Origin of the sequence: Mobilicoccus caccae (assembly GCF_030161635.1) — a bacterium.
In the GTDB taxonomy this organism is placed as follows: Bacteria; Actinomycetota; Actinomycetes; order Actinomycetales; family Dermatophilaceae; genus Mobilicoccus; species Mobilicoccus caccae.
This window is the reverse complement of the sequence record NZ_BSUO01000001.1, coordinates 1535876-1557887: the sequence shown is the minus strand read 5'-3', so window position 1 is coordinate 1557887 and position 22012 is coordinate 1535876. Positions and strand designations below refer to the sequence as shown.

Here is a 22012-nt window from a genome sequence, read left to right as displayed (position 1 = left end):
CATCCTGCCATCCGCCCGCTCGAACTCCGTTCAAGGACAACGTCGTCGCTGGTCAGCCGATGATGTCTCGGTACGCGGCGGCCAGTCGCAGCGGGTCGTGCTTGCCCGGATCGTCGGGCCGCGCCACCGGGAGGACGACCAACTCGGCGCCGAGCCTGCGGGCGTGCATGCTCAGGTCGTCGTGGTCGTCGACCACCTGCGGATCGGCCAGCACCACGTCGATGTTGACGTCCGGCGCGTGCGCCCGCAGGGATTCGAGGTGCTGCACCGCCGAGTACCCCTGGGTCTCGGAGGTGTGCATCTCGAGGTTGAGCGTGAGGATGCGCAGGGCGGGGGTGTCGCGCAGCGCCTGCTCGAGCTGCGGCACCAGCAGGTGCGGCATGACGGAGGTGTACCAGGAGCCCGGTCCGAGGACGACCCAGTCGGCCTCGGCGACCGCCGTCAGCGCCTCGGGCGAGGCCGGCGGCTCGGACGGGTCGAGCCGTACCGAGAGGACACGGCCCGGCGTGGTGGCGACCGCGGCCTGCCCCTGCACGTGCGTGACGGCGTCGGGGAACGCCGCATCGACGCCCTCCACCTCGGCGGTGATGGTCAGCGGCACCGCGGCCATGGGCAGCACCCGACCCCGCGCCCCCAGCAGACGACCGACGAGGTCGAGGCCACCGACGGTGTCTCCGAGCAGATCCCACAGGCCGACGATGAGCAGGTTGCCGAGCGCGTGCCCGGCGAGCTCGCCCCCGCCACCGAACCGGTGCTGCAGGACGTCGCGCCACAGGTGACCCCACTCGGAGTCGTCGCACAGCGCCGCGAGGGCCATGCGCAGGTCACCGGGTGGGAGCACGTCGTACTCACGACGCAGCCGCCCGCTGGACCCGCCGTCGTCGGCCACCGTGACGATGGCGGTGACGTGCTCGGTGACGAGACGCAGGGCCGACAGCGACGCGGCCAGCCCGTGACCACCTCCGAACGCGACGACGTGACGCCTCATTCGCGCCCCAGGTCGCGGTGGAACAGCAACGTCGCGATGACGGGGGTGCGCAACGCCGTCGCGAGCCGCTCGGCCACCGCGACCGAGCGGTGCTTGCCGCCGGTGCAGCCGACCGCGACGGTGATGTAGCGCCGCCCCTCCTTGAGGTAGCCGGCGAGCATCGGCTCCATGAGATCGACGGCGCGCTCGATGAACTCCCCCGCCTCGGGCTGCGCGAACACGTAGTCGGCCACGGCCTCCTCCATGCCGGTGTGACCCCGCAGCTCGGGGATCCAGTACGGATTGGGCAGGAACCGCATGTCGAACACCGTGTCGGCATCGAGCGGCACGCCGTACTTGAACCCGAAGGAGACGATGGCGATGCGCAACCGCGCCGACGCCGTCCCGCCCAGCATCTGACGCACCTTGGCGGTCAACTGGTGCACGTTGATGCCGCTGGTGTCGACGAGCAGGTCGGCCTGGGAACGCAGGTCCGCCAGGCGCCGGCGCTCCTCCTGGATGCCGTCGAGCAGCCGCCCGTCGCCCTGCAACGGGTGCGGCCGACGCACGCTCTCGAACCGGCGCACGAGCGACTCGTCACTGGCGTCCACGAACACGACCCGCGGGCTGTGCCCCTGCTCGCGCAGCGTGGTCAGCGCCTCGGTGAAGTCGGTGAAGAACCCCCGGGTGCGCACGTCGACGACCGCGGCGAGTCGCGTCACCTCATCACTCACCCGCGCGAGGTCGGCCAGGTGCGGCAGCATCCGCGGCGGCAGGTTGTCCACGACGTACCACCCGAGGTCCTCCATGGCGTGCACGGCCGTGCTGCGACCGGCACCGCTCATGCCGGTGAGGATGATGAGCTCCGCTGCGCCGTCCTGCCCCAGGGTGCCTCCCGTCGCGGCGGGGGTGTCGGGGTGGTCGGGCTGGTCTGGTTCAGTCATGGCCTCTCCTGCGCTGGGGGCGGGGCGTCCGGCTGTGCACCTGCACCATCGTGCCTTGTCGGGGCCGCCTCCAACACCTCGCCGGTGAGCATGTCGACCGCCGGAGCAGGCGCGTTCGCGCCGAGGCGGGTGACGATCGTCTCGGCGAGTGCCGGTCCGATGCCCTGGACCTCCCGGATCTCCTCCATCGACGCCTGCCGGATCTTCTTGACCGACCCGAACCGGGCGAGCAGGGCGGCGCGCCGGGAGGGACCCAGGCCGGGGACGGCGTCGAGCTCGCTCGCCGTCATCGCCTTGGACCGGCGCTGGCGGTGGAAGGTGATGGCGAACCGGTGGGCCTCGTCGCGCAACCGCTGCAACAGGAACAGACCCTCGCTCGTGCGCGGCAGGACCACGGGGAACGCCTCCCCCGGCACCCAGACCTCCTCCAGCCGTTTGGCCAGGCCGACGACCGCGACGTCGGTGAAGCCGAGGTCGGTCAGCACGTCGGCCGCCGCCTCCACCTGGGGCAGCCCACCGTCGACGACGACCAGTTGCGGCGCGTACGCGAAGCGCTTGGGTCGGCCCGTCTCGGGATCGATCCCTGCCGGCGTGCCCTGGTCCTCCCCCGGCTCGATCTGCCCGCTCCGCCCGGCCTGCGCGCTCCGTTCGGAGGGTTGGGTGGATTCGGCCTGCTCGGCCCGTTCGGACTCGGTCGTCCGAAGTCGGCGGAACCGTCGACGCAACACCTCGGCCATGGCCGCGGCGTCGTGCAGCGCCGCGCCGTCGGCGCCCCGCAGCCGGCCGTCGGTGCCGGTGCCCTCACCGCGGGCGATGAACCGCCGGTACTCGCTCTTGCGCGGCAGCCCGTCCTCGAACACCACCATCGAGGCGACGACGTTGGTGCCCTGCACGTGGGAGACGTCGTAGCACTCGATGCGCAGCGGCGCCTCGTCGAGGTCGAGGAACTCCTGCAGTTCCTCGAGCGCCTTGCTGCGGGCGGTGAGATCGCCCGCTCGGGCCACCTTGTGCCGGCCGAGCGCCTGGGTCGCATTGCGGGTCACCGTCTCCATGAGCGCCCGCTTGTCGCCACGCCGCGGGATGCGCACGTCGACGGCGGACCCGCGTCGCGTGGTCAGCCACTGCGCGAACACGTCGACCTCGCGCGGGGCCACGGACACCAGGACCTCGCGGGGCACGATCTCGCCCCCTCGCCGTACAACTGGGCCAGCAGCTGCTCCAGCAGCGCCTCGTCGGTGTCGTCGAGCCCTTGGGAGCGTTCGAGGATCCAGCCGCGCTGGCCCCGGACCCGTCCCCCGCGGACGTGGAACACCTGGACCGCCGCCTCGAGTTCGTCGCCGACGAGCGCGAAGACGTCGGCGTCCGTCGCGTCGGGCAGGACGACCGCCGAGCGTTCGAGGGCCTTGCGGAGGGCTCCGAGGTCGTCGCGCAGCCGCGCGGCCCGTTCGAAGTCGAGGTCGGCGGCCGCTGCCTTCATCTGACGTTCGATGCGGGTGACGAACCGGCCGGTGTCGCCGGCCATGAAGGCGCAGAAGTCCTCGGCGATCGCCCGGTGCTCCTCCTCGTCGACCCGCCCGACGCAGGGGGCCGAACACTTGTCGATGTACCCGAGCAGGCAGGGCCGCCCCACCTGCCCCGCCCGCTTGAACACCCCGGCGCTGCAGGTGCGCAGGGGGAACACGCGCAGCAGGAGGTCGAGGGTCTCGCGGATGGCCCAGGCGTGGGTGTACGGCCCGAAGTACCGGGTGCCCGCGCGCTTGGTCCCCCGCATGACCTGCGCCCGGGGATACCGGTCCCCCATGGTGACGGCCAGATAGGGATAGGACTTGTCGTCGCGGTACTTGATGTTGAACCGCGGATCGAACTCCTTGATCCAGCTGTACTCCAGTTGCAGCGCCTCGACCTCGTTGGCCACCACGGTCCACTCGACCCGGGTGGCGGTGAAGACCATCGTGCGGGTACGCGGGTGGAGCGCGGCCACGTCCTGGAAGTAGGAGGACAACCGGGACCGCAGCGACTTGGCCTTGCCGACGTACACGACGCGCCCCTCGCGATCGAGGAACCGGTACACCCCGGGGTCGGTCGGGATCTCCCCCGGGCGGGGACGGTAGGTCGACGGATCAGCCACGTCCGTCAGCCTAGAGGCCGCCACCGACAGGCCCCGCCGGGTGCGCCGGAGGCACCGTCGCCGGAGGCGCTGGAGGGGCTCCCCAGGGGTGCGCCGGAGACCCTCCGACGTGGCGAGATCGGGCCGATCACGCCCGTCCGAGGCCCGTCGGGGCACTGCGCCGAACGGCGCCCCTCTTCGGTCGAGCGGTCGTTGTATCCCGAGCCAGGTCACGAATAGGTCACAGGTGCCGCGCCCTCGGTGCGGCGCGCATCACCCACTCGTACATTCCACGCACCCAGCTTCACCGGGTGCGTGAGGCGCCGGCGCCTGCCTCGCGGACCAAACTCGATCCTCGACCTGGAGGCGTTTCATGCCCTCACGCACTGCATTCCGACTCGGTGTCACCGTCCTCGCCACCACCCTGGCCCTCTCCGCCTGCGGCAGCCGCGGCGACAACACCGGCGGCGGCTCCGGCCAGACCGGCGGAGGGGCCGGCAACAAGACCGCCAAGATCGGCGTCATCGCCCCGCTGTCCGGCGACCTGTCCGCCATGGGCCTCGGCATCCAGCACTCCGTGGAGCTGGCCGTCAAGCAGGCCAACGACTCCGGTGCGATCCCGGGTTGGACCCTCGAGGTCGAGGCCAAGGACGACGAGGCCAAGCCCGAGACCGCCAAGAACGCCGCCACGGCCCTCGCCGGGGACTCCGACGTCGTCGGTGTGGTCGGCACGCTCAACTCGAGCACCGCCCAGAACGTCCAGCCGGTCCTCGCCCCCGCGAACATCGTGATGGTGTCCCCGGCCAACACCAACCCCTCGCTCACCCGGGGTGCGGAGTTCGCGGACAGCCCCAAGCGCACGTACAAGAACTACTTCCGCACCTGCACCACCGACGACGTCCAGGGCCCGTTCGCGGCCCAGTACCTCCTCGAGCAGGGCATCAAGACGGTCGCCACCGTCCACGACAAGAAGACCTACGGTCAGGGCCTCGTCGACGCCTTCACCAAGGAGTTCACCGCCAAGGGCGGCACGGTCGTCGCGGCCGAGACGATCAACCCCGACGACGCCAACTACCAGAACGTCCTCGCGGCGATCTCCGGCAAGAAGCCGCAGGCGGTCTACTACGGCGGCGAGTACCCCCAGGGTGGCCCGCTCTCGCAGCAGATGAAGGCCGGTGGCCTCAACGTGCCGCTCGTCGGCGGTGACGGCCTGTACAACCCCAAGTACGTCGAACTGGCCGGCGGCACCTCGACCGGCGACATGACGACCTCCGTCGGCGCGCCGCTCGACACCCTCGCCAAGGGCAAGGAGTTCACCGACGGTTACTCGGCCCAGAAGTACGACCAGGAGCCGGGTGCCTACGGCGCCTACGCCTACGACGCGGCCAACGCCATCATCGAGGGCCTCAAGACCTCCCTCAAGGACGCCGAGAGCGCCGAGGCCGCCCGTCAGGCCACCGTCGACGCCATCGGCAAGGTCGACCTCGAGGGCGTGACCGGCCAGGTCGCGTTCGACGAGTACGGCGACAGCAAGACCCGCATCCTCACCGTGTACACCGTCAAGGACGGCGCCTGGGCAGTCGCCAAGACCGGCGAACTGCAGGGCTGACCGGCTACTTCGTTCCCATCCGGCTCAGGACGATCGATCATCGTCCTGAGCCGGACGGGTGCGCCCGACACTGAAGGAGTCCGGTGGACGCCATCTCACAGTTCCTCGCTGCGGCACCACAGCAGCTGATCCTGGGGCTCAGCCTCGGATCGCTCTACGCACTGATCGCCGTCGGCTACACCGTCGTCTACGGCATCGTGCAGCTCATCAACTTCGCCCACGGCGAGGTGTTCATGATCGGCGCCTTCGGTGCGCTGTCCACGTACTTCCTGCTGTTCAAGGGCTCGACCTCGATCTGGATCCTGCCGGTCATGATCCTCGGCGCCATGGCCGCGTCCGTCCTGACGGCGATCATCATGGAACGGGTGGCCTACCGGCCGTTGCGCAACGCACCCCGTCTGGCCCCGCTCATCACCGCCATCGGCATCTCGGTGTTCCTCCAGGAGTTCATCCGGCTCTTCTACGGCGACATCCCCGGGTTCCCCGACGCCAAGTCCCGCATCCCCTTCCCGGCCATCGAGGGCGTCACGGGCGCACCGATCCCGATGCTCGGGCTGCAGGTGCAGCGCCCGGCGATCTTCACGATCAGCTGCCTCATCATCTGCGGTCTGTCGCTGTGGTGGTTCATCACGCGCACCCGGTCGGGTCGCGCGATGCAGGCCGTCTCCCAGGACCCCGACACCGCGCGGCTCATGGGCATCAACGTCGACCGGATCATCGTCATCGCCTTCGCCATGGGCGCCTTCCTCGCCGCCGTCGCGGGTGTGGCCCAGGGTCTGCAGAACAACAACATCGACTTCCGCATGGGGTTCATGGCCGGTCTCAAGGCGTTCACCGCGGCCGTCCTCGGCGGTATCGGCAACGTGCCGGGCGCCATCGTCGGTGGCCTCACCCTCGGCATCGTCGAGAGTTTCGCCGCGATGGTCTTCGGTGGTTCGTGGAAGGACATCGCGGCGTTCTCCCTGCTCATCCTCGTGCTCGTCTTCCGGCCCCAGGGCCTCCTCGGAGCAAGGGTGGTGGACCGCGCATGAGTTCCGCACTGTCGATCCCGCTGTTCGGCGGGCGTTTCGCGAACCGGGCGGTCCCGGTGCTCGCGCTCGGCCTGCTGCTCCTCGTCGTGGCGCCGTTCATGTCGTGGTGCTACGACCCCGACGTCCTCGGCGACCTCACGCTCTGGTTCAACCCCGCCCCGAGCCAGTGGGCGGTCCTGTCCCTCGGCCTCGGCGGTCTGGCGCTGCTCTCGCTGTCCGTCGTCCCGCCGCTGCGCCGGTTCGAGCCGTACGCCACCGAGGGCAAGGCACTGCGCGCCCTCGGCATCGGCACGGCCATCTTCATGGCCGGCGTGCTCATCATCATCACCGTGCAGGCGGGCGGTCTCGTGAACGCCGAGCCCGGCGCCTGGGTGGCCCTCGCCGGCGCGCTGATCGTCACCCTCGGGTCCTCGATCCGGGAGTCCTACGCCGACAAGGAACTCATCCACGTGCGGCTGCCCTCCTGGATGGAGGTGCTGATCCTCGTCGTGTTCGTCGGTGGGTTCATGCTGCTCGCGGCCTACGCCCTGGGCATCACCGACGCCGCCCGTTTCGTCATGCTCGTCATCCACGTGGGTGTCGTCATGGGGGTCCTCGCCGGGGCCGGCCTGTTCACCTGGCTCGGCATCCTCGCCACCAAGCACAGCCGGGTCCTCATGCTCGCGGCGTTCGCCGCCGCGTTCGCGTTCCCGCTGACCCAGGACGGCTCCGACGCCAACATGTCGATCGCCACCAACGTGCTGATCTTCGCGGCGACCGCGGTCGGTCTGAACATCGTCGTCGGCCTCGCCGGCCTGCTCGACCTCGGCTACATCGCCTTCCTCGGCGCCGGCGCCTACGTCGGAGCCATCTTGTCCGGTTCGGCGTTCGCGACGATCGACTGGGAGCCGCCGTTCATCGTCACCGCCCTGATCGGTGCGATCTTCTCCTCGATCCTCGGCCTCATCATCGGGTCGCCCACGTTGCGGGTCTCCGGGGACTACCTCGCCATCGTGACCCTGGCGTTCGGTGAGATCTTCCGCCTGACGATGTTCAACCTCGACGGCAACAACGGTCCCAACCTCACCCGGGGTTCGAACGGCATCCCGGACATCCCCGAGCTCCACCTGCTCGGCTTCGACTTCGGTGAGTCACACCACTTCTTCGGGATCGAGATCACGCGCTTCGCCAACTACTACTTCCTCCTGCTCATCCTCATGGCGTTCATCATCCTGGTCTTCATGCGGATGAACGCCAGCCGGATCGGTCGCGGCTGGATCGCCATCCGCGAGGACGAGAAGGCCGCGGAGGCCATGGGCGTCAACGTCTTCGGCCTCAAGCTGCTGGCCTTCGCCGGCGGCGCCTTCCTCGCCGGCCTCGCGGGCACCGTCAAGGCCCACCACGATGTCGCGGTCACCCCGGACAGCTATCAATTCCTCGAGTCCGCCTTCCTGCTCGCCGCCGTCGTCCTCGGCGGCATGGGCACCGTCGGCGGCGTCATCGTCGGCGCGGTCATCCTCAAGCTCCTGCCCGAGAAGCTGCGGTTCTTCTCGGAGTACCGGCTGCTGCTGTTCGGACTGCTCCTGGTCCTGATGATGCGGTTCCGGCCCGAGGGCCTCATCGCGAGCCAGCGGCGCAAGCTCGAGTTCCACGAAGAGGACGACGCGCTCGCCGAGAAGGTCCAGGAAGTCCACATCGAGGAGGTCAAGTGAGCACCGCAGCCATGCCCGCAGCCGCAGCGGAGGGCGCCCGATCGGACGCCCTGCTGTCGGCCCGGGGGTCACGATGCGCTTCGGCGGCCTCACCGCCGTGGGCGCCGTCGACCTCGACGTCTACCCCGGCGAGATCGTGGGCCTGATCGGCCCCAACGGTGCCGGCAAGACGACGTTCTTCAACTGTCTGACGGGCCTCTACCAGCCGACCGAGGGCGAGGTGACGTTCGCCGGAACGATCCTGCCCCCGCGACCGCGTCGCGTCGTGCAGGCCGGAATGAGCCGGACGTTCCAGAACATCCGCCTCTTCGCCAACATGACGGCGCTCGAGAACGTCATGGTCGGGCGGTACTGCCGCACCTCCTCGGGCCCCCTCACCTCGATCCTGCGGGGGCCCAAGTACCGCCGGGAGGAGGCCGAGACACGAGCGCGCGCACAGGAACTGCTGGACTACGTCGGGCTCGGCGGGTACGAGGAGCATCTCGCCCGCAACCTCCCCTACGGCCACCAGCGTCGCCTGGAGATCGCCCGCGCGTTGGCGACCGAGCCCAAGCTCGTCCTGCTCGACGAGCCCACCGCCGGCATGAACCCCCAGGAGACGAAGGAGGCCACCGACCTCATCTTCAAGATCCGCGACTCGGGTCTGGCCGTCGTGGTCATCGAGCACGACATGCGCTTCATCTTCCGGCTCTGCAACCGGGTGCTCTGCCTCGTCCGCGGCAAGGCCCTCGTCGAGGGGACCCCGGCCGAGGTCCAGTCCGACCCCCGCGTCATCGAGGCCTACATCGGCACCGGTGACGACGAGGAGGAGGACCTCGAGTCCGTCGACGGTGACGCCGGCAACGGTGTCGTCGGTGGCGGGTCCCGCGAGCCGGGCAGCGGCGGAAGCACGCGCCTGGACGGCAGCGAAGGCCGTCACGAGGACAAGGACGGAGACCGCTGATGGCGCTGTTGGAGGTGCGGGACCTCGTGGTCTCGTACGGAAAGATCCGGGCCGTCAAGGGCATCAGCTTCGACGTCGAGGAGGGGCAGATCGTCTGCCTCATCGGCACCAACGGAGCGGGCAAGACCACGACCCTGCGCACCCTGTCCGGGCTGATCAGGCCCGCCAAGGGCTCGATCTCGTTCGACGGCACCGCGTTGACGTCGGTCCCGGCGCACAAGATCGTCTCGCTCGGGATGGCGCACTCCCCGGAGGGGCGCCGCATCTTTCCGCGGATGACGGTGGAGGAGAACCTCCGGCTCGGGGCGTACTCGCGGCGGGACAAGGAGACCGACGACGACCTCCGGAAGGTCTTCGACCTGTTCCCCGTCCTGGCCGAACGCCGTTCTCAGCCGGCGGGCACGTTCTCCGGTGGCGAGCAGCAGATGCTGGCCATGGGACGCGCCATGATGAGCCGCCCCCGGCTGCTGCTCCTCGACGAACCCTCGATGGGTCTGTCGCCGCTGATGATGAAGAAGATCATGAGCACGGTGGCCGACCTGCGGGCCGGTGGCACCACGATCCTGCTCGTCGAGCAGAACGCGCAGGCGGCACTCAAGCTCGCGGACGTCGGCTACGTGCTCGAGGTCGGCAAGATCGTCCTGTCCGGCACAGGCCCGGAGCTCCTCACCAGCGACGAGGTGCGCAAGGCCTACCTCGGCGAGGACTGAGGGGCACCGGCGGTCGTCGACCGGCCTCATCCCGTTCGGAGAAGCGGAACGCCGCGCAGACCTGCTCTGCGCGGCGTTCCGCTGGGTCCGACATCGTGATTCGTGTCCGCCTGCCGTGTCCGACACGGTGGCCGGTTGTGATGCCTCGGACGTGGTGTCGGCTGTGGTCGGTGGCTGCTCAGGTGGACGTGGGTGCGGGTGCCGCGACGTCGACGGCCATCGGCGTGAGCCCCCGCGCGGACGGGCCGACGACGACCTCACCGGTGGTGGGGTCGAACTGGCTGCCGTGCAGGACGCACACGATGCGCCCGGAGCCCTCGTCGAGCATCGTCACCGGGGCGTTCTGGTGGGGGCACTTGTCGGAGAAGACCTTGTAGTCCCCCGCGGTCGGTTGGGTGACCACGACTCCGGCCTCCTCGAGGAAGGCCGCCCCGCCGACCTTCACCTGTCCACCGGTGACGGCCTGCTCGACCGCGGCCTGCACCTCGGCGCTCGGCTGCGCGGCCTCCTTCGACCCTCCGGACCCCTCGTCGCCACCCGAGCCGCAGCCCGCGACGAAGGTGATCGTGGCGATCGCGGCCCCGCCCGCCCCGGCCAACTTCAGCACGGTGCGTCGGTCGTGGGTTCCCGTCTTCTCCAGCGTCACGTCTGTCGTCCTCCTCGAGTTGGATCGGTCCGGCCACTGTAGACATACGGGACCATCGGCCCGTCGCTGCTCACGATCCCGGGACTCAGGTCCGTTTCGCGACGGCCGCGGCCTTGCGACTGCGACGGGGCGGCGGGGCATCGGCGGCCTTCTTGGCCGCCGTCGCCGTGCGGGCCGGTGCGGCCTTCTTCGCCGTACCCGCCGCCTTCTTGCCCGTGGCCGCCTTGGCTGCGCCTGTCTTGCCTGCGGCCGCCTTGCCCCGGGCACCGAGGAGAACGGGTGCCGGTTCGGGCTCGGCGACCGTCGGGACGTGACCGGCGCGGGCGAGGACGGGGGCGAGGTAGCGCCCGGTGTGGCTCTCCTCGACCGTCGCGACCTGCTCGGGCGTTCCTTCGGCGATCACGCGGCCACCACGGAATCCGCCCTCGGGCCCGAGGTCGACGACCCAGTCGGCGCTCTTGATGACGTCGAGGTTGTGCTCGATGACGATGACGCTGTTGCCCTTGTCGACGAGACCCTGCAGCACCCCCAGCAGCCGGCGGATGTCCTCGAAGTGCAGACCGGTCGTCGGCTCGTCGAGGACGTAGATGCTGCGCCCCGAGCTGCGCTTCTGCAGTTCGGAGGCCAACTTGACGCGCTGCGCCTCACCGCCGGAGAGCGTGGTGGCCGGTTGTCCCAGCCGCACGTACCCGAGGCCGACGTCGTTGAGGGTCTTCATGTGCCGCGCGATCGCCGGGACCGCCGCGAAGAACTCGACGGCCTCCTCGATGGGCATGTCGAGCACCTCGGCGATCGTCTTGCCCTTGAAGTGCACCTCGAGGGTCTCGCGGTTGTACCGGGCTCCGTGACAGACCTCGCAGGGCACGTACACGTCGGGCAGGAAGTTCATCTCGATCTTGAGGGTGCCGTCGCCGGAACAGGCGTCGCAGCGTCCGCCCTTGACGTTGAACGAGAACCGGCCCGGCTGGTAGCCGCGGATCTTGGCCTCGGTCGTCTCGGCGAAGAGCTTGCGGATGTTGTCGAACACGCCCGTGTACGTGGCCGGATTGGAGCGCGGGGTGCGGCCGATGGGGCTCTGGTCGACGTGGACGACCTTGTCGAGGTGTTCGAGCCCGGTGACGGTCTTGTGGCGGCCCGGCACCTGGCGAGCACCGTTGAGCTTGTTGGCGAGGACGGTGTAGAGGATGTCGTTGACCAGGGTCGACTTGCCCGACCCCGACACGCCGGTGACGGCCGTGAGCACCCCGAGCGGGAACTCGACGTCGATGCCCTCGAGGTTGTTCTGCCGCGCACCGACCACCGTGAGCCGGCGCTCGGGGTCGATCCCCCGGCGCCGTTCGGGCAGGTCGATGGTGGCCCGCCCCGAGAGGTAGCGGCCGGTGAGGGAGTCCGCGTTCTCCTTGAGCCCGGCCACGGTGCCGGAGTGGACGACCCGGCCTCCGTGCTCGCCCGCACCCGGCCCGATGTCGACGACCCAGTCCGACGCCTCGATGGTGTCCTCGTCGTGCTCGACGACGATGAGTGTGTTGCCGAGGTCGCGCAGCCGGGTGAGGGTGCCGATGAGGCGCTCGTTGTCGCGCTGGTGCAGGCCGATGGACGGCTCGTCGAGGACGTAGAGCACCCCGACCAGGCCCGAGCCGATCTGCGTGGCCAGGCGGATGCGCTGGGCCTCCCCGCCCGAGAGGGTCGCCGACGGCCGGTCGAGGAGAGGTAGTCCAGGCCGACGTCGAGCAGGAAGCCGAGCCGGGCCTGGATCTCCTTGAGCACCTGCTGCGCGATGGCGGCCTCGCGCCCCGACAGCTCGACCGAGTCGAGGAACTGCGAGCACTCCGCGATGGCGAGCCGGCTGACGTCGGCGATGTTGCGGCCGCCGACGAGCACGGCGAGGGACTCGGGCTTGAGCCGGGCTCCCTTGCAGGCCGGGCACGGGATCTGCCGCATGTAGCCCTCGTACCGCTCGCGTGACCAGTCGGAGTCGGTCTCGCCGTGACGGCGCCGGACGAAGGGGATGGCCCCCTCGAAACCCGTGGAGTACTGACGCTCACGACCCCACCGGTTGCGGTAGCGCACGTGCACCTTGTGCTGGTGTCCGTGCATGATCGCGTCCCTGGCCCGCTCGGGCAGCGCCTTCCACGGCATGTCGAGGGAGAAGCTGAGGTCGTCGGCGAGGGCCGTGAGGACGCGGACGAAGTAGTCCGCCATCCCCGAACCCTGCGCCCACGGGGCGACGGCGCCCTCACGCAGGGTGAGGTCCTCGTCGGGCACGACGAGTTCGGCGTCGACCTCGAGTTCGGTGCCGATGCCGGTGCACTCCGGGCAGGCGCCGAAGGGGCTGTTGAACGAGAAGGACCGGGGCTCGATCTCGTCGGCGTCGATGACGTGGTCGTTGGGGCAGGCCATGCGCTCGGAGAACCGGCGCTCGCGCGGCAGGGCGTGCGGGTCGCTCGGGTCGGGGTCCTCGGTGACGTCGACGAAGTCGACGACGACCACGCCGTCGGCCAGTCCCAGGGCCGTCTCGATGCTGTCGGTGAGGCGCCGGACCGCGCCGGTGTCGGGCCCCTTGGCCACGAGCCGGTCGATGACCACCTCGATGGTGTGCTTCTTCTGCTTCTCCAGCTTGGGCGGCTCGGCGAGGGAGACGACTGCCCCGTCGACCCGGGCGCGCGAGTAGCCCTTGGTCTGCAACTCGGCGAAGAGGTCGACGTACTCCCCTTGCGCCCCTTGACCAGCGGCGCGAGCACCTGGAACCGGGTGCGTTCGGGCAGTTCGAGCAGCCGGTCGACGATCTGCTGCGGGCTCTGCCGCGTGATCGGCTCGCCACACGTGGGGCAGTGCGGGCGACCGGCGCGGGCGTAGAGCAGACGCAGGTAGTCGTGCACCTCGGTGATGGTGCCCACGGTCGACCTGGGGTTGCGGCTCGTGGACTTCTGATCGATCGAGACGGCCGGCGACAACCCCTCGATGAAGTCGATGTCCGGCTTGTCCATCTGACCCAGGAACTGCCGGGCGTACGCCGACAACGACTCGACGTAGCGGCGCTGCCCCTCGGCGAAGATCGTGTCGAAGGCGAGTGAGGACTTGCCCGACCCGGACAGGCCCGTGAACACGACGAGGGCGTCGCGCGGGATGTCGATCGAGACGTCCTTGAGGTTGTGTTCGCGGGCACCTCGGACGACGAGTCGATCGTGGGTGGAGCGGAAGTCGGCTTCGGTAGGCACGTCGCTCATCGTAGGCGGCACCTCCGACAACCGTTCGATGGCCGCGTCAGCGCAGGTCAGCGACGGGCACGCCGATCGGCGCCGATACGCGCACGCACCGGCGCCGACCGGGTCGCCTCAGCCCTTGACGCAGAGGACGGTGTCGAGCTTGGTGACCACCTCGACCAGCGGCTCCGTGCCGGTGGTCTGTGCCGCGATCACCGCCGCCAGGTCCTTGTAGGCGCCGGGGATCTCGTCGAGCACCCCGGCGTCCTTGCGGCATTCGATCCCCCGCGTCTGCGCCTCCAGGTCGGCCACGGTGAAGGTCTTGCGGGCCTTGTTCCGCGACATCCGCCGGCCGGCTCCGTGCGAGGCCGAGCACAGGGACGCCTCGTTGCCGAGTCCACGGACCACGTACGACCCCGTGCCCATCGAGCCGGGGATGAGCCCCAGGTCACCGCGTCCGGCGCGGATCGCGCCCTTGCGGGTGACCACGACATCGACCCCGTCATACGTCTCGTGCGCGACGTAGTTGTGGTGGCACGTCACCCGCTCGGAGTACGTGACCTGCGGGAACGCGCGGCGGACGACGTTCTCCAGGAGCACGAGCATCGCCTCGCGGTTGAGAAGCGCGTACTCCTGGGCCCAGTGCAGATCGTGAAGGTAGTCCTGCATCTGCGGGGTGTCGGCGAGGAACACCGCGAGGTCGCGGTCCGGCAGCCCCAGGTTGTGCTCCAGGCCGCGAGCGGACTCGATGTGCCGACGGGCGAGTTCGTTGCCGATGTTCCGCGACCCGGAGTGCAGCATGAGCCAGACCTGCTGGTCCTCGTCCAGGGTCACCTCGATGAAGTGGTTGCCGCCGCCGAGGGTCCCGCACTGCGCGACGGCCCGTCCGTGCCGTTCGTCGATGCCCGGGGCCCGCAGCGTGGAGAACCCGCCCAGGTGCGCATCGACCCGGCGACGCAGGCCCGGATCGGCCGACAGGTCCGCGGAACCGTCGTGCGACTCGAACCCGACGGGGATCTCGGCCTCGATCGCCGACCGCAGGGAGCCCAGATCGTCCGGTAGTTCGCCGGCGGACAGGGAGGTCCGCACCGCGGCCATGCCGCACCCGATGTCGACGCCGACGGCCGCCGGCGCGACCGCCCCGCGCATCGCGATGACCGACCCGACCGTCGCCCCCTTGCCGTAGTGCACGTCGGGCATGACGGCGAGTCGGTGGGTCCACGGCAGTGCAGCCACGTTGCGCAACTGCTCCTGCGCAGCGGGTTCGATCGAGTCGACCTCCGCCCAGAGGGCGGTGTGCTCGGCCCCCGGCAGCGTCACCGGGAACACGGTCGGCGGACGGCCCTCCCGGCGCACGGCCCGGGCGGCCTCGGTGGTCTCGGAGTTCTCGGTGTTCACGATCCCCGAGTGTCCCGGTCGGCACCGCACCCGTCGAGCGGATTTCCGGGTCCGTGGGGCTCCGGAGGTCGCCGACGCACCCGTCGCCGCGATCCCGCTCGCCCCCGTTGGCCCATTCACCGCCCGACTCGGCGAGGATGGGCCTGCGTCGACACCTCGACCGACGCCGAAGACGACCCACGGAGGCAGCGATGAGCACGTACAGCGGCGATGTCACTCCCGGCGGACCCAGCGATGTCCGCGACCTCGGCACCCTGGTGCTGCGCAAGTGCAGCGTCGGCGAGATGGACAACAACGTCTACCTGCTCACGTGCCCCTCGACCGGGGATCAGCTCCTCGTGGACGCCGCCGCCGAGCCCAACCGGCTGGTCGAGTTGGTCGAGGAGGGGTCGGGTCGCCTGCAGGCCATCCTCACGACGCACCGGCACGGCGACCACACCGGCGCGTTGAAGGAGCTCGCGGAGCGCACGGGCGCCGACACCTACGCGGGTGAGAACGACGCGGACGCGCTGCCCGTCGCGCCCGATCACCGCCTCGCACACGGCGACACGGTGACGGTCGGCGACGTGAGTCTCGACGTCATCGAGCTGCGGGGCCACACGCCCGGGGCCATCGCCCTCACGTGGACCGACCCCGAGGGCCACTCGCACGTCATCAGCGGCGACAGCCTCTTCCCCGGCGGCCCGGGCAAGACCACCTCCCCCGAGGACTTCGCCTCCCTCATGGACGACCTGAGCGAGCGTGTCTTCGAGCCGTTCGGCGACGACACGTGGGTCTACCCCGGCCACGGCAGCGACACGACACTCGGGGCGGAGCGTCCGCACCTGACCGAGTGGCGTGAGCGCGGCTGGTGACGACCGGCACCCACCACACCTCCGATTCGAAACCGCGCGTCCCCGCCACCGTCCTCGTCCTCCTGGCCATCGCCTCGGTCCAGTTCGGCGGGGCGCTGGCCGTGACCCTGATCCCCCTCGTGGGAGTCCTGGGGTCGGTCACCCTGCGCCTGGCCATCGCCAGTGCCATCATGCTCGCGATCCTGCGGCCGAAGGTCCGGGGTCACTCGCGCGGCGACTGGTGCACGGTCGCGGCGTTCGGAGTCGCGCTGGCGGCGATGAACAGCGCGTTCTACGCCTCGCTGGAGCGCCTGCCCATCGGCATCGCCGTCACCGTGGAGTTCGTCGGTCCCCTCATGCTCGCCGCGGTCCTGTCCCGCCGCGCACGAGATCTCATCGCCGTGGCCATCGCCGCAGTCGGCATCCTGCTCATCTCGGGCATCGGCCCCACGCCCGTAGACCGGCTGGACATCGTCGGTGTGGCACTGGCCCTGACCGCCGGCGCCGCCTGGGCCGCCTACATCCTCCTGTCGGCCCGCACCGGTGCCCGCTTCCCCCACCTCGACGGCCTGGCCTTCGCCATGACGATCGCCACCGTCCTCGTCGCGCCGATGGGCATCGCGACCGCCGGTGCCTCGATGCTCGAGCCCGAGGTCCTGCTGCGTGGCGCGGGGATCGCCGTCCTCTCCTCCGTCCTGCCGTACTCCCTCGAACTGCTCGCCCTGCGCCACTTGCGGGCCAACGTGTTCGGAGTCCTGCTCAGCCTCGAGCCGGCCGTCGCGGCTCTGGCCGGGCTCGTGGTTCTCGGGCAGGTGCTCTCCGTGATCCAGATGCTCGGGATGGCCGCGGTGGTCGCCGCGTCGGCGTCGGTGACCCGTCGAGAACCCACTCCGCCTCCCGACCCCGACACACCCCGGGACCTAGGGCCGTGATCGGGGGTCGCCTCCTCCGCGACCACGCGCCACTCGGTACCGTCGTGAGTAGTCCAATCACGGGCTCCGCGCCCGTTCGTGCAGCTCGATGGAGGAAGCATGGCCAGTCGCGTCGGTAAGGCATCCCTGCGGAACAAGATCATGTCGGCACATGAAGCCGCGGCGTTCATCGAGGACGGCTTCAACGTCGGAATGAGCGGTTTCACCGGAGCGGGCTACCCCAAGGCGGTGCCGGTCGCCCTCGCTGCCCGCATCCGTGAGGAGCACGCGGCCGGTCGCCCGTTCCGCATCGGCCTGTGGACGGGTGCCTCGACCGCTCCGGAGCTGGACGGTGCCCTGGCCGAGACGGGAGGCGTCGGCAGTCGGCTGCCCTACCAGTCCGACCCGATCACCCGCTCGAAGATCAACGAGGGCACGATCGACTACAACGACATCCACCTCTCGCACCTGGGCCCCCTCGTGCGCGAAGGATTCCTGGGCAACCTCGACGTCGCCGTCATCGAGGTCACCGCGGTCACCGACGACGGGCGTCTCATCCCCAGCTCGTCGATCGGCAACAACAAGGTGTGGCTCGACGAGGCCGACAAGGTCATCCTCGAGGTCAACTCCTGGCAGAGCCTCGACCTCGAGGGGATGCACGACGTCTACGAGAAGTTCGCCCTGCCGCCCCACCGCATGCCGGTGCAGATGACCCGGCCGGGCGACCGCATCGGGCAGCCCTACCTGTCGGTCGACAACGACAAGATCATCGCGATCGTCGAGACCGATCAGCAGGACCGCAACACCCCGTTCAAGCCGCTCGACGAGACGTCCAAGGCCATCGCCGGGCACTTCATCGAGTTCCTCGAGCACGAGCTCAAGCGGGGCCGCCTGCCCAAGGAGCTCCTCCCTCTGCAGTCCGGTGTGGGCAACATCGCCAACGCCGTGCTCGCCGGGTTGTTGGACTCCCCGTTCGAGAACCTGACCTCGTACACGGAGGTCATCCAGGACGGCATGGTCGACCTCATCGACGCGGGCAAGCTGGCGACGGCCTCGGCGACGGCGTTCTCGTTGTCACCGGATGCGGCCGAGCGCATGAACCAGGAGGCCAAGCGGTACCGCCGCAACATCATCCTGCGCCCGCAGGAGATCTCGAACCACCCCGAGCTCATCCGGCGCCTCGGTGTCATCGCGTGCAACGGTCTGATCGAGGCCGACATCTACGGCAACGTCAACTCCACGCACATCATGGGCAGCCGGATGCAGAACGGCATCGGCGGCTCGGGTGACTTCGCCCGCAACGCCTACATCTCCTGCTTCGTCACTCCCTCGACGGCCAAGGGCGGCGCGATCTCGTCCATCGTGCCGTTCGTCAGCCACGTCGACCACACCGAGCACGACACCCACGTCATCGTCACCGAGCAGGGGCTGGCCGACATGCGTGGTCTCGCCCCGCGCAAGCGGGCCAAGCTCATCGTCGAGAAGTGCGCCCACCCCTCGTACAAGCCGATGCTCGAGGAGTACACGGACCGGGCGGCCAAGGTGGCCAACGGTTCTCACACCCCGCACGACCTGGCGCAGGCCCACGAGTGGCACCGTCGCTTCCTCGCCGAGGGCACGATGGTCCCCTCCTGACCCGCCGACCCGGCATCGAGAAACGCCCCGCTTCCCAGATCTGGGGAGCGGGGCGTTTCTCGCGCCCGGCCTGGCCGCGGGGTCACGGCGAGGCGGGGGCTGCCTCAGACCTGGGCGTCGTGGTGTGTGCGGGTGCGCAGGAGCGAGGCCACGGTCGTCACGGCGAGGATGACCACGATGGCGCCGAGCGACACGGTGATCGGGATCTCGGGGATCTGGTGCAGGGGCTGTCCACCGTTGATGAACGGCAGCGAGTTCTCGTGCAGGGCGTGGAGCACGAGCTTGACACCGATGAAGCCCAGGAGGACCGACAGCCCCAGGCTGAGGTACACCAGACGCTTGAGCAGGCCGCCGATGAGGAAGTACAGCTGACGCAGGCCCATGAGCGCGAACACGTTGGCGGTGAACACGATGTAGGGCTCCGAGGTGAGCCCGAAGATGGCGGGGATGGAGTCGAGCGCGAACATCAGGTCGGTGGTGCCCAGGGCCAGGATCGTGATGAACATCGGCGTCGCGACCCGCTTTCCGTCGATCCGACCGAAGAGGCGGGTGCCGAACTCCCACGACGTCGTCGCTCGGAAGCGTCGTTCGACGAACCGGAGGAAGGCGTTCTCCTTGAACTCCTCGTCCTCGTCCTCGTCCCCCATGCCCTCCTTGGCGAGCTTGACCGCCGTGTAGATGAGGAAGGCACCGAACAGGTAGAAGACCCAGGTGAACTGCTCGATGAGCGCCGAACCGGCGGCGATGAAGATGCCGCGCAGGAAGATGGCGATCATGATGCCGGCGAGCAGGGCGGCCTGCTGGTACTTCTCGGGGACACCGAACTTCGTCATGATGATGATGAAGACGAACAGGTTGTCCACGGACAGCGAGTACTCCGTCAGCCAGCCGGCGAAGAACTGCGTCGCGTAGTCCCCGCCGGCGAAGATCCCGATGCCGATCCCGAAGAGGATGGCGCCACCGATGAATGCGGCCAGCCATTTGGCGCACTCGGCCATGCTCGGCTTGTGCGGACGGCGGGCGATGACCAGCACGTCGACGATGAGGAATGCGGGGACGCCCGTCAGTGTGACGATCCAGACCCACAACGGGATGGTCATGAGGCGAGTGCCTTCCGAGGCGGACGATGGAGGTCTGTCAGACCCCGGAGTCGGACCGGCACGCGCGCGATGCCGCCTCGCGAGGAGGGGTCGGTTCGTGGTGTCGGGTCACCGGGCGGGGGTGTTCCCCTCCAAGGACAGTTGAGTGTGCCACACGATGTCGGGGTGATCTGCCGGGCCTCAGCGGGTCGCCGCGTTCATCTGACGGAGTTCCTTCTTGAGGTCGGAGACCTCGTCGCGCAGCCGCGCGGCGAGTTCGAAGTGGAGGTCCTCGGCCGCCTGGTGCATCTGCGCGGTGAGGTCCTGGATGAGAGTGGCCAGGTCACCGGCCGCGGACGGGATCTCGCGCCGCTCGTTGTCGGCGGCCCGTCCTCGGCCCTTGCCCCGCGACTGGACCCGCCCGCTGCCCATGAGGGCCTCGGTGTCGGCGTCCTCGCGACGCAGTTGATCGGTGATGTCGGCGATCTTCTTGCGCAACGGCGTCGGGTCGATGCCGTGCTCGGTGTTGTAGGCGATCTGCTTCTCTCGACGACGGCGCGTCTCGTCGATCGCCGACTCCATCGAGGGCGTGACCGAGTCGGCGTACATGTGGACCTGACCGGACACGTTGCGGGCCGCCCGGCCGATCGTCTGGATGAGGCTGCGGGCCGAGCGCAGGAAGCCCTCCTTGTCGGCGTCGAGGATGGACACCAGGGACACCTCCGGCAGGTCGAGGCCCTCGCGCAGGAGGTTGATGCCGACGAGGACGTCGTACTCGCCCAGGCGCAGCTCGCGCAGGAGCTCGACCCGGCGGAGGGTGTCGACCTCGGAGTGCAGGTAGCGGACCCGCACCCCCTTGTCGAGCAGGTAGTCGGTCAGGTCCTCGGCCATCTTCTTGGTGAGGGTGGTGACGAGGACCCGCTCGTCGCGCTCGGTGCGCAGCGTGATCTCGTGCAGCAGATCGTCGATCTGCCCCTTGGTGGGTTTGAGCACGACCTCGGGGTCGATCAGCCCGGTGGGGCGGATGATCTGCTCGACCACGCCGCCGCCGGCCTTGGCCATCTCGTAGTCCCCCGGCGTCGCCGACAGGTACACGGTCTGGCCGATGCGCTCGAGGAACTCCTCCCACTTGAGTGGGCGGTTGTCCATGGCGCTGGGCAGCCGGAACCCGTGGTCGACGAGGGTGCGCTTGCGGCTCATGTCGCCCTCGTACATCGCCCCGATCTGCGGCACGGTGACGTGGGACTCGTCGATGACCAGCAGGAAGTCCTCGGGAAAGTAGTCGAGCAGACAGTTGGGGGCACTCCCCCGCGGTCGTCCGTCGATGTGCAGCGAGTAGTTCTCGATGCCCGAGCAGGCCCCGACCTGCCGCATCATCTCGATGTCGTAGGTGGTGCGCATGCGCAGGCGCTGCGCCTCGAGCAGCTTGTTCTGCTGTTCGAGTTCTTCGAGACGGCGCTGGAGCTCGGATTCGATGCCCGCGATGGCGCGATCCATGCGCTCGGGACCGGCCACGTAGTGCGAGGCCGGGAAGACGTACATCTCGCTCTCCTCGGCGACGACCTCGCCGGTGAGCGGGTGGAGGGTGTAGAGCCGTTCGATCTCGTCGCCGAAGAACTCGACGCGCACCGCGAGCTCCTCGTACATGGGGATGATCTCGACGGTGTCTCCGCGGACGCGAAAGGTGCCGCGGGTGAAGGCGTGGTCGTTGCGGGTGTACTGCATCTCGACGAACCGGCGCAGCAGGTCGTCGCGTGAGATCTCGTCGCCGACCTTGAGCCGCACCATGCGGTCCACGTATTCCTGCGGCGTGCCGAGGCCGTAGATGCACGACACCGAGGCCACCACGATGACGTCACGCCTGGTCAGCAGGGAGTTGGTGGCCGAGTGCCGCAGCCTTTCGACCTCGTCGTTGATCGAGCTGTCCTTCTCGATGTAGGTGTCCGTCTGCGGGACGTACGCCTCGGGCTGGTAGTAGTCGTAGTAACTGACGAAGTACTCGACCGCGTTGTGCGGCAGGAGTTCGCGGAACTCGTTGGCCAACTGCGCGGCGAGGGTCTTGTTGGGCGCCATGACCAGCGTGGGCCGCTGCACCTGCTCGATGAGCCATGCCGTGGTGGCGGACTTGCCGGTGCCGGTGGCACCGAGCAGCACCACGTCCTGCTCGCCGTCGTTGATGCGCCGGGCGAGCTCGGTGATCGCCTTCGGCTGGTCGCCGCTCGGAGAGAACTCCGAGACCACCTCGAACGGGGCTACGCGTCGCTGCAGATCTGTGGTGGGCCGCATGCCGACAACGGTAGACCCG

At 69.4% G+C, this 22012-nt stretch carries 14 protein-coding genes and 2 pseudogenes; 8 read left to right on the top strand and 8 right to left on the bottom strand.

The window, feature by feature from the left end:
• Positions 1-52: 52 nt before the first annotated feature.
• The 3 genes and pseudogenes from QQK49_RS07420 to uvrC form a co-directional block, all read right to left on the bottom strand.
• Positions 53-988 carry a gluconeogenesis factor YvcK family protein gene (locus QQK49_RS07420; protein ID WP_284303382.1) on the bottom strand — a complete coding sequence of 312 codons (936 nt, stop codon included), beginning with the start codon at positions 986-988 and terminating at the stop codon, positions 53-55.
• On the bottom strand, positions 985-1911 hold the full coding sequence (gene rapZ / locus QQK49_RS07415; RefSeq protein WP_284303381.1) for an RNase adapter RapZ: 927 nt from the start codon (positions 1909-1911) through the stop codon (positions 985-987). The genes QQK49_RS07420 and rapZ overlap by 4 nt, the downstream gene beginning before the upstream one ends.
• A pseudogene (gene uvrC, locus QQK49_RS07410) lies at positions 1908-4039 on the bottom strand (excinuclease ABC subunit UvrC). The gene rapZ and the pseudogene uvrC overlap by 4 nt, the downstream one beginning before the upstream one ends.
• Before the next feature lie 352 nt (positions 4040-4391).
• Here uvrC and QQK49_RS07405 point away from each other — a divergent pair.
• The 5 genes from QQK49_RS07405 to QQK49_RS07385 all read left to right on the top strand — a co-directional run bounded on the left by QQK49_RS07405 (position 4392) and on the right by QQK49_RS07385 (position 10002).
• Positions 4392-5627, top strand: a complete 1236-nt coding sequence (locus QQK49_RS07405; RefSeq protein WP_284303380.1) for a branched-chain amino acid ABC transporter substrate-binding protein — start codon at positions 4392-4394, stop codon at positions 5625-5627.
• A gap of 83 nt (positions 5628-5710) precedes the next feature.
• Positions 5711-6658 (top strand): branched-chain amino acid ABC transporter permease, encoded by a 948-nt coding sequence (locus QQK49_RS07400; RefSeq protein ID WP_284303379.1) that lies wholly within the window; start codon positions 5711-5713, stop codon positions 6656-6658.
• Positions 6655-8349, top strand: coding sequence for a branched-chain amino acid ABC transporter permease (locus tag QQK49_RS07395; RefSeq protein WP_284303378.1), 1695 nt, complete (start codon positions 6655-6657; stop codon positions 8347-8349). Before QQK49_RS07400 ends, QQK49_RS07395 begins: the two co-directional genes overlap by 4 nt.
• Positions 8350-8422: 73 nt before the next feature.
• Positions 8423-9292: an ABC transporter ATP-binding protein gene (locus QQK49_RS07390; RefSeq protein ID WP_284303377.1), complete on the top strand. Its 870-nt coding sequence runs from the start codon at positions 8423-8425 to the stop codon at positions 9290-9292.
• Positions 9292-10002, top strand: coding sequence for an ABC transporter ATP-binding protein (locus QQK49_RS07385; RefSeq protein WP_284303376.1), 711 nt, complete (start codon positions 9292-9294; stop codon positions 10000-10002). Before QQK49_RS07390 ends, QQK49_RS07385 begins: the two co-directional genes overlap by 1 nt.
• A gap of 178 nt (positions 10003-10180) precedes the next feature.
• Here the strand turns inward: QQK49_RS07385 and QQK49_RS07380 are convergent, their stop codons facing one another.
• The 3 genes and pseudogenes from QQK49_RS07380 to QQK49_RS07370 all read right to left on the bottom strand — a co-directional run bounded on the left by QQK49_RS07380 (position 10181) and on the right by QQK49_RS07370 (position 15249).
• Complete coding sequence (locus QQK49_RS07380; protein ID WP_284303375.1) at positions 10181-10648, bottom strand: Rieske (2Fe-2S) protein; 468 nt, start codon at positions 10646-10648, stop codon at positions 10181-10183.
• An 85-nt stretch (positions 10649-10733) separates the two neighbouring features.
• Positions 10734-13875: pseudogene (gene uvrA / locus QQK49_RS07375) on the bottom strand (excinuclease ABC subunit UvrA).
• Between the two features lie 108 nt (positions 13876-13983).
• Positions 13984-15249: an RtcB family protein gene (locus QQK49_RS07370; RefSeq protein ID WP_284303374.1), complete on the bottom strand. Its 1266-nt coding sequence runs from the start codon at positions 15247-15249 to the stop codon at positions 13984-13986.
• Positions 15250-15440: 191 nt separating this feature from the next.
• On the opposite strand from QQK49_RS07370, the gene QQK49_RS07365 reads away from it, so the two are divergent.
• From QQK49_RS07365 to scpC, 3 genes are all read left to right on the top strand, one after another.
• Positions 15441-16103: an MBL fold metallo-hydrolase gene (locus tag QQK49_RS07365; protein ID WP_284303373.1), complete on the top strand. Its 663-nt coding sequence runs from the start codon at positions 15441-15443 to the stop codon at positions 16101-16103.
• On the top strand, positions 16100-17014 hold the full coding sequence (locus QQK49_RS07360) for an EamA family transporter (protein ID WP_284303372.1): 915 nt from the start codon (positions 16100-16102) through the stop codon (positions 17012-17014). The genes QQK49_RS07365 and QQK49_RS07360 overlap by 4 nt, the downstream gene beginning before the upstream one ends.
• A gap of 99 nt (positions 17015-17113) precedes the next feature.
• On the top strand, positions 17114-18628 hold the full coding sequence (scpC, locus tag QQK49_RS07355) for a succinyl-CoA:acetate CoA-transferase ScpC (protein ID WP_284303371.1): 1515 nt from the start codon (positions 17114-17116) through the stop codon (positions 18626-18628).
• Positions 18629-18732: 104 nt separating this feature from the next.
• On the opposite strand, the gene QQK49_RS07350 is transcribed toward scpC, so the two are convergent.
• Together QQK49_RS07350 and uvrB are read right to left on the bottom strand one after the other, a co-directional pair.
• Entirely contained in the window at positions 18733-19728 is a 996-nt protein-coding gene (locus QQK49_RS07350) for a TerC/Alx family metal homeostasis membrane protein (RefSeq protein ID WP_488803206.1), read from the bottom strand.
• Positions 19729-19908: 180 nt separating this feature from the next.
• Positions 19909-21993 carry an excinuclease ABC subunit UvrB gene (gene uvrB / locus QQK49_RS07345; RefSeq protein WP_284303370.1) on the bottom strand — a complete coding sequence of 695 codons (2085 nt, stop codon included), beginning with the start codon at positions 21991-21993 and terminating at the stop codon, positions 19909-19911.
• Positions 21994-22012 lie beyond the last annotated feature (19 nt).

Excerpts from the sequence above, each read along its gene's own strand:
- QQK49_RS07420 (WP_284303382.1), bottom strand. The coding sequence starts at position 988 with ATGAGGCGTCACGTCGTCGCGTTCGGAGGTGGTCACGGGCTGGCCGCG.
- rapZ (WP_284303381.1), bottom strand. The coding sequence starts at position 1,911 with ATGACTGAACCAGACCAGCCCGACCACCCCGACACCCCCGCCGCGACG.
- QQK49_RS07405 (WP_284303380.1), top strand. The coding sequence starts at position 4,392 with ATGCCCTCACGCACTGCATTCCGACTCGGTGTCACCGTCCTCGCCACC.
- QQK49_RS07395 (WP_284303378.1), top strand. The coding sequence starts at position 6,655 with ATGAGTTCCGCACTGTCGATCCCGCTGTTCGGCGGGCGTTTCGCGAAC.
- QQK49_RS07390 (WP_284303377.1), top strand. The coding sequence starts at position 8,423 with ATGCGCTTCGGCGGCCTCACCGCCGTGGGCGCCGTCGACCTCGACGTC.
- QQK49_RS07385 (WP_284303376.1), top strand. The coding sequence starts at position 9,292 with ATGGCGCTGTTGGAGGTGCGGGACCTCGTGGTCTCGTACGGAAAGATC.
- QQK49_RS07365 (WP_284303373.1), top strand. The coding sequence starts at position 15,441 with ATGAGCACGTACAGCGGCGATGTCACTCCCGGCGGACCCAGCGATGTC.
- scpC (WP_284303371.1), top strand. The coding sequence starts at position 17,114 with ATGGCCAGTCGCGTCGGTAAGGCATCCCTGCGGAACAAGATCATGTCG.
- QQK49_RS07350 (WP_488803206.1), bottom strand. The coding sequence starts at position 19,728 with ATGACCATCCCGTTGTGGGTCTGGATCGTCACACTGACGGGCGTCCCC.
- uvrB (WP_284303370.1), bottom strand. The coding sequence starts at position 21,993 with ATGCGGCCCACCACAGATCTGCAGCGACGCGTAGCCCCGTTCGAGGTG.